Source organism: Citrobacter sp. KTE151, from assembly GCF_000398845.1.
GTDB lineage: Bacteria > Pseudomonadota > Gammaproteobacteria > Enterobacterales > Enterobacteriaceae > Citrobacter > Citrobacter braakii.
The window spans coordinates 23076-37860 of record NZ_KB976059.1; the positions used below are offsets into that span (position 1 = coordinate 23076).

16 protein-coding genes are annotated in these 14785 nt (G+C 57.4%); 15 read left to right on the plus strand and 1 reads right to left on the minus strand.

Going from position 1 to position 14785, the window contains the following annotated elements; genetic code table 11:
- Positions 1–12 precede the first annotated feature (12 nt).
- The 14 genes from WC7_RS24055 to WC7_RS23990 all read left to right on the plus strand — a co-directional run bounded on the left by WC7_RS24055 (position 13) and on the right by WC7_RS23990 (position 13633).
- Positions 13–369: a TIGR03750 family conjugal transfer protein gene (locus WC7_RS24055; protein ID WP_004115534.1), complete on the plus strand. Its 357-nt coding sequence runs from the start codon at positions 13–15 to the stop codon at positions 367–369.
- Positions 366–1025 (plus strand): PFL_4703 family integrating conjugative element protein, encoded by a 660-nt coding sequence (locus tag WC7_RS24050; protein WP_016151317.1) that lies wholly within the window; start codon positions 366–368, stop codon positions 1023–1025. Before WC7_RS24055 ends, WC7_RS24050 begins: the two co-directional genes overlap by 4 nt.
- The gene (locus tag WC7_RS24045) at positions 1025–1975 is read left to right on the plus strand and encodes a TIGR03749 family integrating conjugative element protein (protein ID WP_016151318.1); all 951 of its coding nucleotides are present in this window, start codon (positions 1025–1027) and stop codon (positions 1973–1975) included. Before WC7_RS24050 ends, WC7_RS24045 begins: the two co-directional genes overlap by 1 nt.
- Positions 1965–3467: a TIGR03752 family integrating conjugative element protein gene (locus tag WC7_RS24040; protein ID WP_016151319.1), complete on the plus strand. Its 1503-nt coding sequence runs from the start codon at positions 1965–1967 to the stop codon at positions 3465–3467. The genes WC7_RS24045 and WC7_RS24040 overlap by 11 nt, the downstream gene beginning before the upstream one ends.
- Complete coding sequence (locus tag WC7_RS24035; RefSeq protein ID WP_228744044.1) at positions 3445–3846, plus strand: hypothetical protein; 402 nt, start codon at positions 3445–3447, stop codon at positions 3844–3846. Before WC7_RS24040 ends, WC7_RS24035 begins: the two co-directional genes overlap by 23 nt.
- Entirely contained in the window at positions 3846–4256 is a 411-nt protein-coding gene (locus WC7_RS24030; protein ID WP_006785978.1) for a TIGR03751 family conjugal transfer lipoprotein, read from the plus strand. The genes WC7_RS24035 and WC7_RS24030 overlap by 1 nt, the downstream gene beginning before the upstream one ends.
- Entirely contained in the window at positions 4256–7114 is a 2859-nt protein-coding gene (locus WC7_RS24025) for a conjugative transfer ATPase (RefSeq protein ID WP_016151321.1), read from the plus strand. Before WC7_RS24030 ends, WC7_RS24025 begins: the two co-directional genes overlap by 1 nt.
- On the plus strand, positions 7111–7488 hold the full coding sequence (locus WC7_RS24020) for a hypothetical protein (RefSeq protein ID WP_004115528.1): 378 nt from the start codon (positions 7111–7113) through the stop codon (positions 7486–7488). Before WC7_RS24025 ends, WC7_RS24020 begins: the two co-directional genes overlap by 4 nt.
- A gap of 208 nt (positions 7489–7696) precedes the next feature.
- Entirely contained in the window at positions 7697–8752 is a 1056-nt protein-coding gene (locus tag WC7_RS24900; RefSeq protein WP_016151322.1) for an AcrVA2 family anti-CRISPR protein, read from the plus strand.
- 146 nt (positions 8753–8898) lie between these two features.
- Positions 8899–9297 (plus strand): TIGR03757 family integrating conjugative element protein, encoded by a 399-nt coding sequence (locus WC7_RS24010; protein WP_016151323.1) that lies wholly within the window; start codon positions 8899–8901, stop codon positions 9295–9297.
- Positions 9294–10286, plus strand: coding sequence for a TIGR03756 family integrating conjugative element protein (locus WC7_RS24005; protein WP_016151324.1), 993 nt, complete (start codon positions 9294–9296; stop codon positions 10284–10286). The genes WC7_RS24010 and WC7_RS24005 overlap by 4 nt, the downstream gene beginning before the upstream one ends.
- Positions 10286–11761, plus strand: a complete 1476-nt coding sequence (locus WC7_RS24000; RefSeq protein ID WP_032946781.1) for an integrating conjugative element protein — start codon at positions 10286–10288, stop codon at positions 11759–11761. The genes WC7_RS24005 and WC7_RS24000 overlap by 1 nt, the downstream gene beginning before the upstream one ends.
- Before the next feature lie 10 nt (positions 11762–11771).
- Positions 11772–12110, plus strand: coding sequence for a hypothetical protein (locus WC7_RS23995; RefSeq protein ID WP_016151326.1), 339 nt, complete (start codon positions 11772–11774; stop codon positions 12108–12110).
- A 2-nt stretch (positions 12111–12112) separates the two neighbouring features.
- Positions 12113–13633, plus strand: coding sequence for a conjugal transfer protein TraG N-terminal domain-containing protein (locus tag WC7_RS23990; RefSeq protein WP_016151327.1), 1521 nt, complete (start codon positions 12113–12115; stop codon positions 13631–13633).
- Between the two features lie 23 nt (positions 13634–13656).
- Here WC7_RS23990 and WC7_RS23985 read toward each other — a convergent pair whose 3' ends face one another.
- Entirely contained in the window at positions 13657–14058 is a 402-nt protein-coding gene (locus WC7_RS23985; protein WP_016151328.1) for a hypothetical protein, read from the minus strand.
- Between the two features lie 287 nt (positions 14059–14345).
- On the opposite strand from WC7_RS23985, the gene umuD reads away from it, so the two are divergent.
- Positions 14346–14783: a translesion error-prone DNA polymerase V autoproteolytic subunit gene (umuD, locus tag WC7_RS0124200; protein WP_196808004.1), complete on the plus strand. Its 438-nt coding sequence runs from the start codon at positions 14346–14348 to the stop codon at positions 14781–14783.
- Positions 14784–14785 lie beyond the last annotated feature (2 nt).

Genomic DNA, 14785 nt, shown 5'->3' on the forward strand with positions numbered 1-14785 from the left:
GAGCCTGCGACGATGCAGACCATTCGTTTTTTACCTGACCGTCTCAACAGTGAGCCCGTGGTGTTTCGCGGGTTTACCACCCATGAGATGGGGCTGGCAGCCCTTGCCGGCGCGGGTGCGGGTCTGCTCCTGTCACTGCCGTTTATCCCGCTTGCCGGCTGGGTTGTCGTTCCCACCGGCCTGCTGGTCATGCCGCTGCTGCTCGTCTGGTTCGGCGGCCGCTGGATGGCCAGGCTCAAGCGCGGTAAGCCCGAGAACTGGCTCTGGCAGCGACTGGAGACGAAAAAACGCCGGCTGGGGATGGGCAATCCGAAACTGATTGTGGATGCCCGGGGCTGGTCAGTGAAACGTAACAGGAGAGCCTCATGAGCCGTTATCGCCATGCGGTAAAAGACCGCGACCAGCATATTCAGACGCTGCGCATCGCCTGCGCCGTGCTCGCCTTTTTCCTTTTATTCACCTGTGCCGGCTGGATGCTGGCGCCCAGCAAGCTGACCGTGCATAACCCGCCGGATTTACGTACCGGCAGTACGCGGCCCTGGTGGGAAGTGCCGCCCCCGACGGTCTACTCCTTTGCGTTCTACATTTTTCAGCAGCTCAATGCCTGGCCGAAAAACGGCGAGGTGGACTATTCCGCCAAAATCAATGCGCTGTCGCCGTATCTGACGCCGTCCTGTCAGGATTTCCTGAAAGCGGATGCAAAGAAACGCGGTGACGCCGGGGAACTCACCGACCGCGTGCGCGTGGTGTATGAAGTGCCCGGTCGCGGTTACCAGTCACAGAGCGTGACCGTACAGGATCGCGATCACTGGATAGCCCGCCTGGACGTGGTGGCCGATGAATATTTCCATGCCGAGCCGGTCAAACGCGCCCTGGTGCGTTACCCGCTGAAAGTGGTGCGCTGGGAAGGTGATGCGGAGCGCAACCCGTTCGGTCTGGCGCTGGACTGTTATGCCGGTGTGCCCCAGCGTCTGGAGGCGGCACCGCCTGCACCTAAACCGGAGAAGTCAGGAGTGTTTCAGTGATGAGTAAAAACCCCCACTACCGCGCCGGGCTGATGGCGCTGTCCTTCGCCCTGCTGCCCCTGGCGACGCTGGTATCACGTCCTGCCGGCGCAGATGAGCTGATGAAATGGGAGCGTATTCCGCTGCAGATCCCCCTGAAGGTGGGGCAGGAGCGGGTGGTCTTTGTGGACAAAAACGTCCGCGTTGGTTTTCCGCCGGCGCTTAACGGTAAACTCCGTGTGCAGAGCACCGGGGGAGCCGTCTACCTGAAAGCCGACAGCGCCTTTCCGCAGACGCGGGTGCAGCTGCAGGATGTGGAAAGCGGCGAGGTTCTGCTGTTTGATATCGCCGCCGGTGAAAAAGGGCCGACTGAGCCGGTGCGGCTGGTCTACAGCGGTGATGTCAGCACGCTGAGTCACGCCGGCGATGCGGCCGGTCAGCCAGGTGGTGCAGACCGGGCTGCTTCCGGATCAGGCTCATCTGCTCCCACCGGCAGCGATGACGGTACTCAGGCAAAGCGTAAAAAAATCCGCTACAGCGCCCCCATCCCGGTGCTGCTGACCCGATATGCCGCTCAGAGCCTTTATGCTCCGGCACGTACGGTCGAGGCGGTCCCGGGTATTCATCCGGTCAATCCTCATCTGCCCCGACGTGTCAGCACGCTGTATCCCTCTGAACCATTAACGGTCACGCCGCTGGCTGGCTGGGGCGTGGCAAACCGCAGCGTGGTGGCACTCAGGCTCACGAACACCGGCAGCCGTAAGGTCGTTCTGGATCCGCGCGCGCTGCAGGGACAGTTTGTGTCCGCCACCTTCCAGCACCGCTGGGTCGGTCCGGCCGGCACGCCTGAAGACACCACCACGGTGTATGTGGTGACCGCCGGTCGTCCGGAGAGCGCATTCATTGCTGAGCCGTCTGCACTGCGTAAAGCGACCCGCACGGTAAAACAGGAGGCCCGCCATGCAGATTAAATCTAATGCCCTGGTGAAGTTTATCGTGCCGGCCGTGGTGATTGCCGGGCTGGCCGTGGGGCTTAAAAGCTGCAAAAACGAACCGGCAGAGCCGTCCCAGGCAAAACAAAGCGGCGGCCCCCTGCATAATCTCTCGCCAGATGAACTGAAGGCGCTGGGTGTGGAAGGCGACACGCCGGAGGACACCCTGCGCACGCTCATCGGCCGGCTGAACGATGTGCGTGACCGCCAGAAAACGCTGGATAAGCAGAACGCGGATTTGGTGAAAGAAAACGAGCGGTTGCGCCGACGCAATCAGGACGTTTCAGGACAGGTGAATGAGGCCGTTAATGGTCTGCGCGAGCAGTACGACAAGCGGCAGGCGCAGCTTCAGAACGAACAACTGAGCCTGACGGCGAAAATCCAGGAGCTGACCGACAAACTCAAAAAGCCTGACACCGAGAAAAAAACGGCGGACAGCGATATCCCGCTGGGGCTGGGCCTGGACGGCATGGGCAGCAGCACCGGCGGGGCGGCGTCTCAGGGCAGCGACGGCATGATGTGGGTCGCGCCGACGGACCAGAAAGAGACGGATCCGCGGGACGCGGCCAGCGGCAAGGCATCACCTCAGTTCCCGACTTCTTTTCTGGGTGAAAATGAGCTGACCCGACAGAAAGCGGCCTATGAGGAGAAAGTGAAGGGACGTACCAATGAAAAAGGGGCGGAAGAGAGCGCAGAGCCGGTTTACACGCTGCCGGAAAATTCCACGCTGGTCGGCAGCCGCGCCATGACGGCACTCCTTGGCCGGGTGCCCATTAACGGCACCGTGACCGATCCTTATCCGTTCAAGGTGCTTATCGGTAAGGATAACCTGACGGCAAACGGCATCGAGCTGCCGGACGTCGAAGGGGCGATTGTTTCGGGGACGGCCAGCGGTGACTGGACACTGTCCTGTGTGCGCGGGCAGGTTAACAGCGTCACCTTTGTCTTTTCCGACGGTACGGTACGCACCCTCCCCAGACCGGACACCAGTAACAACGCCGGCGGGCAAAATAATAACGCTCAGGCTAAACAGGATACCGGCACCAGTGGCGGTATCGGCTGGATCTCGGATGAAAACGGGATCCCGTGCATTGGCGGCGAACGTAAGTCCAACGCCTCCACCTACCTGCCCACCATCTTTGGCCTGTCGGCTGCCGGTGCGGCGGGTGAAGCGATGAGCCAGGGGCAGTACACGACGCAGAACAACGTGAATGGCATTTCTGCCACCATGACCGGCGACGCCGGACAGGCGGCGCTGGGGAAAGCCATTTCCGGCGGCATGTCTGAAACCACGGACTGGATCAAACAGCGTTACGGGATGACGTTTGATGCCATTTATGTGCCGCCCGGTGCCCGGCTCGCCGTGCATATCACCCGTCAGCTGGCCATTGATTATGAAGATAAGGGCCGTAAGGTGCGCTACGACTTCACCCTGCCGGGTGGCGTCAGTGACAACGGCGGACTGGACTGAGTACACGACCATGGCGGGACAGATAACGTTTTTCCCTCTTTCATCCGTGTGCTGGACGTTCAGCGACGGGGCAGGCTGGCATATTGACGTGATCCCTGCGTCTTCTGCGGTTCTGTTGCTGCGACCCGTAGCGCTGTTGCCTGCCGGCGCACCTTTACTGCGCTGGCGCGATGGCCAGCTTTTACTGGATATCGGCAGGTTCTCCCTGCCGCTCAGTGCCCGGGAGTGTGCCGTTTCGTGGCGCAGCCCGAAAATCCCGCGCCGGCTTTACTGCCCGCGTATGACATTACGGGAGCTGGGGCACCTGCTGAATGTCAGTGCGTTCGTTTTTATCTGCGGCGGTTACGATCCGGCCGCCTCACAAAGGAGATACCGGTAATGTACAGAACGGTTTTCATTCTGGCCCTGAGCTGTGTAATGCTCAGCGGCTGCTCAACCTCCAAAGAGGAAATGCTGCCGGCGGGCGATAACACCATGCTGGAACTGTGGAACGGGGCGGACGGTGGCGGCAGTACTTCCCGCCAGTCTGCGGCGGCCCGCGACACGCTGCGACGGCCGCTGACGGGCAGCGAAACGCAGGCGGACGCGCAGGCCGACCGCAGCTACAGCCGTACTCAGGAAAGCGAAATCACCCAGCAGTTTCCCCGGCTGCCCAACCCCGACATGGTGATGTACCTGTATCCCCATCTGGCCGACGGTAACACGCCGGTGCCGGGTTACAGCACTGTGTTCCCGTTCTACAGCCAGACGCAGTATGCCATGCCTGGTGAGCGCACGGAGGCCCTGTAATGCTTTCACTGTTTACGCGTAATAAATCCACCGACCGGCAGACGCCGGTTGATGACGGCCAGTCCGTTCAGGCAGATGAAACCCTGACCGCGGCCGTGAAGGGCCGGCAACCCCTGAAGCGCCCCGGGAAAATGACGCGCCAGGATGAGGAGAAGGTTTATCACGCCAATCCATCCATCATTGACTTTTTGCCCTGGGCAGAATTTCTCGATGAAGAGCAGTGTCTCCTGCTTGATGACGGCGTGTCGGTGGGGGCCGTTTATGATGTGACACCGGTGGCGACCGAAGGGCGAACCGAAGAGCGCCTGGAGCAGATCCGGGACTCGGTTGAGGATGCACTGCAGGACAGCTTTGATGAACATGACGTGAATCCCTGGGTCGTGCAGTTCTTCTGCCAGGACGAGGACGACACTGACGCGTACCTGGACAGGCTGCGCGGGTATGTCAAACCACATGCACAGCGCACGGCGTTTACCGACGCCTGGCTGGGTGAAATGGAGCGCCATATTCGCAGTATCTCCCGGCCTGAGGGACTTTTTACTGACTCGCTGATTACCGGCCAGCCGTGGCGCGGGCAGCAGCGCCGCACCCGGATGGTTGTTTATCGCTGGCTGGGGAAAAGCCGGGATCCGATGCCGCCGGTGGCGATGCTCAACCAGGTGTGCGACCGGGTCGTTAATGCCCTGGGCGGGGCGGGGATCCGCTGCACCCGGCAGAACGGCCTTCAGGTGCATGGCTGGCTGCTGCGGCTGTTCAATCCGTCACCGGACTGGGTGGAGAAAACCACGCTCTATCGGCAGGCTGCTTACGCAGACCCGCGCGAGACGCCTGAAGGCACCGTGCCGGTCAGCAATGATTTTGCCGAAACCCTGTGGTTCACGCCGCCGGTTTCAGACCCGGAAAACGGCGTGTGGTGGATTGACAACAAGCCGCACTGCGCGGTGGCGGTGGAAAAACTGCGTACGCCGCCGGAGCCGGGCACCCTGACCGGCGAGAAAAGCCGGGGTGAAAAGAAAATTAATGCCCTGATGGATATGTTTCCGGAAGGGACCATGGTGTGCATGACCGTGGTGGTGCAGCCCCAGGACCGGCTTGAAGAGCAGTTTAACCGGCTGTCGAAAAATGCGGTCGGTGAGAATACCGAGTCGGGCCGCGTCCGCCAGGATGTGAAGACGGTCAAAGAGTATCTGGGCAACCGGCACAAGCTGTACCGGGCGGGGATCACCTTCCTGCTGCGCGGCGATGACATGACCAGCCTGAAGCGCAAGCGGCTGGAGCTGTCCACCGTATTGCTCGGGGCCGGTCTGCAGCCGGTACGGCCGGAGTTTGAAGAAGGTCCGCTGAACAGCTGGCTGCGGGCGCTGCCGATGTGCTTTAACCCGGACAGCGACAAAAAACACTGGTATACCCGTCTGACATGGGTTCAGCACCTGGCAGGACTTTTGCCGGTAACCGGGCGGGAAACCGGCACGGGGCACCCCGGCTTCAGCTTTTTCAACCGCGGCGGGGATACCCTGACATTCGATCCGCTCAACAAGCTCGACCGCACCCAGAACGCGCATCTGCTGCTGTTCGGCCCGACCGGGGCGGGCAAGTCGGCCACGCTGTGTGCCGCGCTCTCCCAGCTGATGGCCGTCCATCGTCCGCGGCTGTTTATTGCGGAGGCCGGGAACTCGTTCGGCCTGCTGGCCGACTTCTTTGACAGCCTCGGGCTGACGGTGAATAAAATCAGCGTCAAACCCGGAAGCGGCGTCAGTCTGCCGCCGTTTGCTGATGCTCACAAACTGGTGGAAGAAGGCCTGGCCGCCCAGGCCGTGGATGAGAGCGACCTGCCTGATATCGACACGGACGACGATGGCGAGGATGACAAGCGTGACGTTCTCGGTGAAATGGAAATCTCCGCGCGCATGATGATCACCGGCGGCGACCCGAAAGAAGAGGCCGACCTTAAGCGTGCCGACAGGGCGATGATACGTGAGGCGCTGCTGATGGCGGCACATGCCACGTATAAGGAAGGGCGGCAGATGCTGCCGTCTGACCTGCAGAAGGCGCTGTACGACATTGCCTCTGACAACGATGAGGGCGTCATCAATGTCCGCAATGCTCAGCGCAAGGCGAAAGCGGCGGAAATGGCGGAATCCCTGGGCATGTTCACTCAGGCCGGGAGCTTTGAAGCGGAGCTGTTCAACCGCGAAGGGGAGCTGTGGCCGGAAGCGGACGTGACGCTGGTCGACCTGGGGCATCTGGCGCGTGAGGGTTACGAGGCGCAGATGGCCCTGACCATGGTCTCGATGACCAACATGATCAACAACATCGCGGAGCGTGACCAGTTCCTGGGCCGTGATATTGTCTTCACGGTGGATGAGGCGCATATCGTCACGGTCAACCCGCTGCTGTCGCCCTACATGACGAAGGTGGTCAAGATGTGGCGTAAGCTCGGTGCCTGGCTGTGGCTGGCCACCCAGAACCTTAAAGACTACCCGGATATTGCCGAAAAAATGCTGAACATGGCGGAATGGTGGATTTGTCTGACCATGCCCCCGGAGGAGGTCAAAGATATCAGCCGTTTCCGCGCGCTCACGCCGGAGCAGGAATCGGTGCTGCTTTCCGCCAGTAAACTGTCGGGGTGTTATACGGAAGGGGTGGTGCTGGCGAAACGGATTGAAGCGCTGTTTCGTGCCGTACCCCCTAGTCTCTTCCTGGCACTGGGAATGACGGAAAAAGAAGAGAAAGCCGAGCGCCGGGCGCTGATGAATGAATTTCACTGCAGCGAACTGGAGGCGGCAAAACGCGTCGCGCAGAATCTGGACCGTCTGCGCGGTCTGACGGAGAAACCACAGGAGCCTGCCACGGTATGATGACACTGAAGTACCCTGAACCCGCCATTCATGAGCACAGTGGCGGTGCGCTGTTCACTCTGTCGCCTCAGGGGGAGCCCGGCGTGCTCCCGGCGACACATCAGCATCTGGTGAGGCTGCGGGCGATGCTCAGGCAGCGTCTGACCGGGCCGGTCAAAATGACCTGTCACCCGCATCGGGTGGGACTCAGCAGCAGCGTGGCCATCTATCTTGAGGGAAAGCTGAAGCAGGCGGTGAATATTCTTATCACCGTGACGGGACAGACGAGCTGGCCGCAGGAAGAGGAGTACGCGCATCCGCGCTGGTATATCACGGTGCCGGATTCGGCTGACCTGGTGTACCTGATGTTGTGGATTAACGGGTTGGACGTGTAACTACAGACTTGCCTTCACCAGGGCCTGATAATAAAAATAACATAATGCTTTTTTTAATACCGGCCGCTGGGGCCGGTTTTTTTTCGGTGTAAACCCTGCCATAAGAGACGGATTTTAAGGGGTTATTTTTTACTTGTCCGTATGGCATTGAAGAATGATTACTCCTTTTCTAGGATGTGGTTTGAATCATTGAATAAGGAGCCCTGAAGTGTATACAGAAACGGTTAAACCCCTGAATTATACCGTCGAAGCTATAAAAGATTTGAAAATTATGGAGCGGGGGATACGTGAAAATGCACCTTACACTGCCTATGTTATGAGGCAGGTGATTGATTTATTACATGAAAGTCCTAAGTTTATTCTCCCCAATTGTTGTGACATCATTGAGCCTGATGAATACAGGCAGGCTCATCTTGACTTAGCGAGATTGCCCTATCCAGTAGTCGTTTTTGAGATTCCCTGGGTTAAGGACGAGCCCGATAAAGATGTCCCTGGTTTTTCCACTTTACCCTCCACTAAACGAATCGCTCTGTGCTGGGAGAGTCGAGCCGGGTTTGAACCTGTTCCCGGATGCAATCAAATTCTCAAAAGTTTTACCGATGGTGGAGTATTTATTCTCCCAATTTCCTGGTCCGACTCAATTAGCCAGTGGATTTTAGGTATTGGAGGGGTCTTCTTCCCCCATGAAAATACATTACGTAAAAGAGTAGCTGATGAAGAGCAACTTCCTGCGTCGAAAATTGCGCTGGAGGTTTTACGGGACTCGGGATCTCTCACTCCTGGCAGTGCTCAGTTTAAAGCTGAACCATTTGTTGCCTGCCCGGAGTTCAAAGATGAGATGAGCGCCCAGGCAGGCAGTCTTGACCGACTTTATGCGCAGATACTTATCGATACCAGAGACGAACTTCAGGCTTTTATACAGGCGTGTAGCGTTCTGAACTGTGAGAACGTCAAACCTGTAACGTTGAGCGCTAAACCGCAAAAAAAATTCGTTAATGGAAGGCGTGTAAAGCCTATGGAGAAAAAGGATTTACCCGCTTACACGTATAAGGTATTGCAGCTTTCAGATGAGAAAGTCGCTGCTCAATCAAGTGGTGAAGGCACCAAAGGGGGCAGTAAAAGAATGCACCTTCGGAGAGGTCATATACGTCGCAGAAATGACAAACTTCACTGGGTGAGACCTTCCATGGTGAATGCAAACAGTTCTGCGGGAATGGTTGACAAGGATTATGCTATCAGAATTAAAAGCCGTGATGATGAATAAGCTCATCTTCGCTCCTTAACCGGTAGTTTTCCTCTTCGCCAGACGGTTTTCAAATAATTTCCGTTAACGGAAAAACAGTTTATTGCGGCTTTTCTGAGCGGCCACGGGCACGCTGTCAGGCGATTCAGTCTGACGGAGCCCGATTCATGAAACTGACCTCTCTTGTTTTCCTGCCGGCTCTGCTGCCGGCATCCGTACTGGCCGGCACGGTCGTCTTCACCGACAGTCAACATCTGCCGACAAATCTGCCGCCGGACGTGCCGGTGGTCCTTCTTGATGGTCCTGACCGGCTGCAGGCCGACATGTTCGGGGAACTGCCTGCAGACCCGCAGCAGGCCGAAGCACAGGTCAGGCAGGTTATGACGTCTCCTGCCTGGCAACAAAAACAGCTGCAACTAAACGATTCTTATCGGCAGGTGGTCCGGGCCTGGGAACTGGGCATCAAAAAAGTGCCGGCCGTGGTGTTTGATGACCGCGATGTGGTGTACGGCACCACGGATGTTGCCGTGGCCACTTCCCTGCGTAACCGGGGAGGTGGTCAGTGAATACAACACCTTCCCGCATCAGAACCACGGTGTGCTCGCTGGCGGTTGCCACGGTACTGGGTACGGCAACCGCGCCGGCAGCTGTTGCAGCACTTAACACGGCGCAGATTATTGCCAGCGCCGTGTCGCAAAACTGTATCAGCTGGCGTGTCAGTGGCATCTGTTACTGGCTGTTTTGCACCCCCTTTGGCTGCAAGGTGCGCACGTCGGTCAAAGTCACTCACTTCATTCCTCAGACGGTGGTGTCAACCTATGTCGCCCCGGGCGGCAACCCGTGGCAGGAAATGGCGTTTGTCAGCCAGACCGCCGGCGGGTTAGAGAGTGCCGTGACCAGCGGGCTTTCCGGTGTTTCTGCCGGAGGAGCCAATCCGGCCGACATGAAAAAACCCGGCCAGCGCAAGTCCGCTGTTCGTTTCAAGTATGCCGATGCGATTGGCCACCCGGCCACCTCCCTGATTGGCGGCAGTATTCCGGGCTATTCCTGTGATACCGCAGCCATCCCGTTAATGCCTTACTTCCTGAGTACGCTGGATTCGGCGGCCTGGCGCACGGGCGTGCCGGAGTCCCTGTATCCGGAAGCGCTTGTGCCCGGCCAGCGGGAAATCGGCAGTCAGGCCGCAGCCAATATGTGGGGCAACATCTATCCCCGTTCGGGGTTTATCAGCCAGACCGATGATGACAAAGCCTCTGCCGTGGTGGCGCAGCGTGTGGCAGACATTATCACCCGCGCCGGCCAGCCGCATGTGTATCAGGTGCTTAAGGGCAACCGCCATGACGGGTACTGGCCACCGGGCGAGGTTACGGAAAACACCGGCACGCAAAATCACAAATGGCAGCGGCTGGCTCCCCACATGACTCAGTCATGTGCCGTATTCCCGGATGGGAGCTATACCGCCGCGAGCGATAACAATGAAGCCTTTGCGCTCTGGCAGCCCTACAGCTGCTGCAAAAAGCGCGGGCAGAAATTTCTGGGCAGCACTGATATCTGATGAGGAAAACCGTGAAAAAAACACCTTCATTTTCAGCCGTTCGCGTAAGCCTGCTGCTGACCGGCTCACTGCTGACTGTCCTCCCGGGCGCACACGCGGCCGATGATGACAATACCATCCTGGGCATGTCCCTGCCGCAGGTGAACAACAGCGCCATCGGTTACGGCAAATCCGTCGATGGTGCGGTGTCGGACAAACTGTTCTACACCCTCGGCGGCGGTTCGGTCATTTCCCAGCCGGCCACGCGCGGCAATATGCAGAAGCTGGGGCTGAATACCGGCTGGAGCAGTGACCTGATGTGCGGCAATTTTGACCTGAAAACCACCGTCGGCAACCAGCTCAACGGCGTCACATCCGGCTTTAAAAACCTGATGGGCGACGTGATTCAGGGGGCCACCGGCGCGGTGGCCAGTCTGCCGGCGATGGTCATTCAGCGGGCTAACCCCGGTCTGTATGACATGCTCACCAACGGCGTGCTTCAGGCCAATGTGTCATTCGACAAGGCGCAGCTCAACTGCCAGAACATGGCGAAAAAGATGATGGATTTCAGCGACAGCAGTAACTGGACACAGCAGGCCATGATGGATGAATACAAATCCATCGTGAACAGCGGCGACGCTGATGCGGTCCGGGCCGATGATGCAGGCAGGAACGCCACCGGCGCGTCGGGCAGCAACTGGATCGGAGGAGAGAAACGCGGCGGCGCGGGCCAGCCTGCCATCCGCGTTACCCATGACCTGATCGCTGCCGGCTACAACATGATGAACGGTCTGCCGGTTACGGCTAACTCAACGGTGGGCGAGAGCAGCTGTAACGGCGGCGCATGCTCTAAATTCGGCAGCGCTGAGGAGGCGGCGGCCATGACGGTGAAGGTGCTGGGCGACAAATCCATGCGTACCTGCGCCAACGCCAGCGAATGCACCAGTGGTGATGCCGGGAACCAGCCCGGGACGACGGTTGCAGGGACCGGCTTTGCGCCCCTGCTGGAAGACGCAACCAAAGCCAACGCTGAGCAGCTGGTGAAACTGGTCAACGGTACGGAGAAGCCCACGGCCGCGAATCTGGCGAAGCTGAAAACCGGCGGACTGCCGGTGACGGCCGGCGTGATTAAAGCCCTGCAGCGTGATCCGGATAATGCGGCCCTGACCGCCCGGCTTGCCGGCGAGCTGGCCATGTCCGACACGGTGGAAACGGCCCTGCTGATGCGCCGCATGATGGTCACGGGCATGTCAGAGCCCAATGCTGCCGCCCAGCCAAAAGCTATCAGTGCTGCCGGTGAGCGCATCGGGGCGCTGGACCGGGAAATCGCGGCGCTCAAAACCGAGATGGAGATGAAGCGTGAGCTGTCCCGTAATTCGGTGCTGACCATTATCGAGCGCGAAAACCAGCGTGTTGAAACCAACCCGCAGACCCAGTCTGATGACAATACCGACAGCCGCTTCAATCAGATGGCCACGCCGAAACAGGCCGAATGAGGGAACAGGTATGCACAATAAAATGACTGTCAGGAAAGTCCTGACCCGTGCCGGCATCTTTCTGGCCTGCATGGCGCTGTTCATGGTGGTTTCGCTGATGGTGGCGGACACCGCCATGAAACACCCGGGGGAGGCTGCTGCATTCCGGCACTGGATGCAGTCGACGCGTTACGGCTGGCTGATATGGCGGCTGGCGCTGTATGCGCTGGTTGCGTGGGGCCTGTGGAAAATCCGGCATGCGCCGGGTTTTCGGGAGGAGTTCCGGCGGCCGCTGCTGCGCATCAGCGTGGTCAGTGTGCTTTTTATCGCGTTGTGTGAGTACGCGATGTTTACCGGTCCGGGAGTCTGACGATGACAACAAACAGCTATCTTGAGTATTTTCTCACGCTGCTCGGCTGGGTCATCAACAATGGCCTGTGGAATGTCCTGCTGAGCACCGGCCTTTTTGTCCTGCCGCTGGCGTTTAAGGTGGTGGGTATCTGGCTCAGGGTCCGGGAAGAGGGGGAGGATGAAGGCAACAAGGGGATGCTGTCGCTGCCCCGTATCGAGAACGCGCTGTATGCTGGCTTCCTGGTGATGATTGCCTGCTGCGTACCGCTGATTAATGTCAGCCTCAGTACGATGCAGTACGACACAACCCGGGCAAAGAGCTGTGGTGTGTGGACGCCAAAAGCGCCGGATGAAAGCGGCTATGCCGGCGTGGTCACCAGTCTCAACGACCAGACGGCTGCAGCACCGGTATGGTGGGTGCTGATTCATAAACTCTCGAAAGGGGTAACCCAGGCGGCGGTGGCGACCATTCCCTGCCGCCCTGACATGCGGCAGATCCGCTTTGAAGTGCAGCATACGCGTATCGACAACAAAGCGCTGGCGCAGGAGCTGCAGGACTTCACCAACGACTGCTATTCGGTTGCGCTGTACCTGTGGAAGCAGCAGGACCAGGGACAGACAAAAGATAAAACCACGCTGCGTGATATCGAATGGATTGGCAGCAGTACATTCCTGAGCCGGTACTATCCGTCGCTGCAGTCGAAACTGCCCCGGGCTGCGTTCCCGTGGACCGACAACCGGGACAGCGGCCGGCCCAATACAGGAAGAGGGGGCTATCCCACCTGCAGCGAGTGGTGGAGCAGTTCGGACACAGGACTGAAAGCACGGGTGAAGGACCAGGCCGACCCCGATATGTGGCTGCGTATCTCGGCCGCAATGAAAATGTCAGGCTTTAACGACAGTGACTATCAGGAAGCCGTCATCCGTCGTCTGGTCAGCCCGGAAAGCCTGACGGTCTCACAGAATGGTCACGTGTATGCCGGCTATGGCGGCAACGCCGATTTTACCCTGGATAATGCCGCGGCACGCGTGGCGGCTATTGGCGGTACATCTCTCGGCAGTCTGGCGGCGTTCCCGGCGTTCGATGCGATGCGACAGGCGCTGCCAATGGTGCAGGCTATCCTGCTGATGGCAATCTACGTCATGCTGCCGCTGATTCTCGCGTTTGCGGCTTACGAGTTCAAGACCGTTATCACTCTGACTTTTGTAATATTCGCTCTGAACTTCCTGACGTTCTGGTGGGAACTGGCGCGCTGGCTCGACAGCTGGCTCCTGACAGCGTTGTACAGTTCAGATACACATAGCCGCTTTAATATGGCGGGACTGCAGAACAGCTCAGATGACCTCATTATGAATCTGGTGATGGGAGCGATGTTTATCGTACTGCCTGCTGTTTGGCTAGGCGCTTTATCATGGGCAGGAGTCAATATCGCTCAATCGCTAAGCAATGCTTTTGTAAGCGGTACGGCTGAAAGCAAAAACTCAGGAGGGAAGTTAGGCGAAGCGGGCGCAAATTTGGTTGTTAATAAAGTAGGAAAATAAAAGATAAGACGACGACTGATGCTTTAGTCGTCGTCTTCAAGTTTTATACCAGAAGCATACCATCCTGAACCTGCATCTCCATGAGCCCTGTATTCCATAGTTGGCTTTTGACCGGATATGGGATTATTTTCATCCATATCCTTAGTTGTTGATGAACTAGATAAGAGAGCTGAGCCAACAAAAACTAGCCCTCCCAAAAGTAGTGCCGATCCTGCGATAAGCATTCCGCATAATATGAACGCTAAAATAACTAAAGAAAATAATAAAACCGCCGGGATATTTCCAACCCAGCCGGGCATATTATGGTTAGTGGCCCATGAGACAAACTTATGATTCAAATGGAAGAAGTTTCTTTTTAGGAACTTCCAATAAAACGCAATACGTTCGCCTCGGCGGCTGGCTCGTTCCTCTTGGTTCAGATGCATTTTAGGCTCCTGTCCTGAGTTAGAGAATTATTGTGCGACTATAGCGGATTTTTTGAGCAATTACTAATTACTGCTTCAGTACCCAGAGCTACAAAATAAATTCTCTAGAAATCATCAGGTTAATTTTTTCCAACGCGTTACGACTTGTCATCAACAAAAATGCATCATTATACTGTTTTTATATACAGTGCAATTTGAGGGGGCGAACCATGCCGATTCCTTTAGAACAGACGATGTGTTGGGATAAAATTTCGCAGAAAAATTCAGCCAACACACCGGTTTTGATGATGGCGGCGATCGCCAGACTTACAGGTAGCAATCCATCACTGGCATGCGTTCCGTTGTTTGGCGATGGGGTTTCATGTGGTTTCCCTTCTCCCGCTCAGGATTATGTCGAAAAGCGTCTTTCCCTGGATGACCTTTGTATCCGCTATCCAGAAAGTACTTACCTGGTGCGAGCAGAAGGGGACTCGATGCGTAACGCCGGTATCAGAGATGGAGATTTATTAATAGTTGAATGTATTCGTGAGGCCAAGCACGGTGATATTGTCATTGCAGCTGTAAATGGAGAATTTACCTGTAAACGACTGCAGTTGTTGCCTTCTCCAGCCCTGGTGCCAGCTAATCCCGCATATTCAGCAATACCCCTGACTGATGACATCGAAACAGTTGTCTTCGGTGTGGTACGCCATCTTGTGCATTCATTCAAGTTCAAGGACGCTTAACA

Bases quoted from the DNA above. Each gene is read 5' to 3' on its own strand.
- WC7_RS23995 (WP_016151326.1), top strand. From the start codon at position 11,772: ATGCACAATAAAATGACTGTCAGGAAAGTCCTGACCCGTGCCGGCATC.
- WC7_RS24010 (WP_016151323.1), top strand. From the start codon at position 8,899: ATGAAACTGACCTCTCTTGTTTTCCTGCCGGCTCTGCTGCCGGCATCC.
- WC7_RS23985 (WP_016151328.1), bottom strand. From the start codon at position 14,058: ATGCATCTGAACCAAGAGGAACGAGCCAGCCGCCGAGGCGAACGTATT.
- WC7_RS24030 (WP_006785978.1), top strand. From the start codon at position 3,846: ATGTACAGAACGGTTTTCATTCTGGCCCTGAGCTGTGTAATGCTCAGC.
- WC7_RS24020 (WP_004115528.1), top strand. From the start codon at position 7,111: ATGATGACACTGAAGTACCCTGAACCCGCCATTCATGAGCACAGTGGC.
- WC7_RS24055 (WP_004115534.1), top strand. From the start codon at position 13: ATGCAGACCATTCGTTTTTTACCTGACCGTCTCAACAGTGAGCCCGTG.
- umuD (WP_196808004.1), top strand. From the start codon at position 14,346: ATGGCGGCGATCGCCAGACTTACAGGTAGCAATCCATCACTGGCATGC.
- WC7_RS24040 (WP_016151319.1), top strand. From the start codon at position 1,965: ATGCAGATTAAATCTAATGCCCTGGTGAAGTTTATCGTGCCGGCCGTG.
- WC7_RS24045 (WP_016151318.1), top strand. From the start codon at position 1,025: ATGAGTAAAAACCCCCACTACCGCGCCGGGCTGATGGCGCTGTCCTTC.
- WC7_RS24025 (WP_016151321.1), top strand. From the start codon at position 4,256: ATGCTTTCACTGTTTACGCGTAATAAATCCACCGACCGGCAGACGCCG.
- WC7_RS24050 (WP_016151317.1), top strand. From the start codon at position 366: ATGAGCCGTTATCGCCATGCGGTAAAAGACCGCGACCAGCATATTCAG.
- WC7_RS23990 (WP_016151327.1), top strand. From the start codon at position 12,113: ATGACAACAAACAGCTATCTTGAGTATTTTCTCACGCTGCTCGGCTGG.
- WC7_RS24000 (WP_032946781.1), top strand. From the start codon at position 10,286: ATGAGGAAAACCGTGAAAAAAACACCTTCATTTTCAGCCGTTCGCGTA.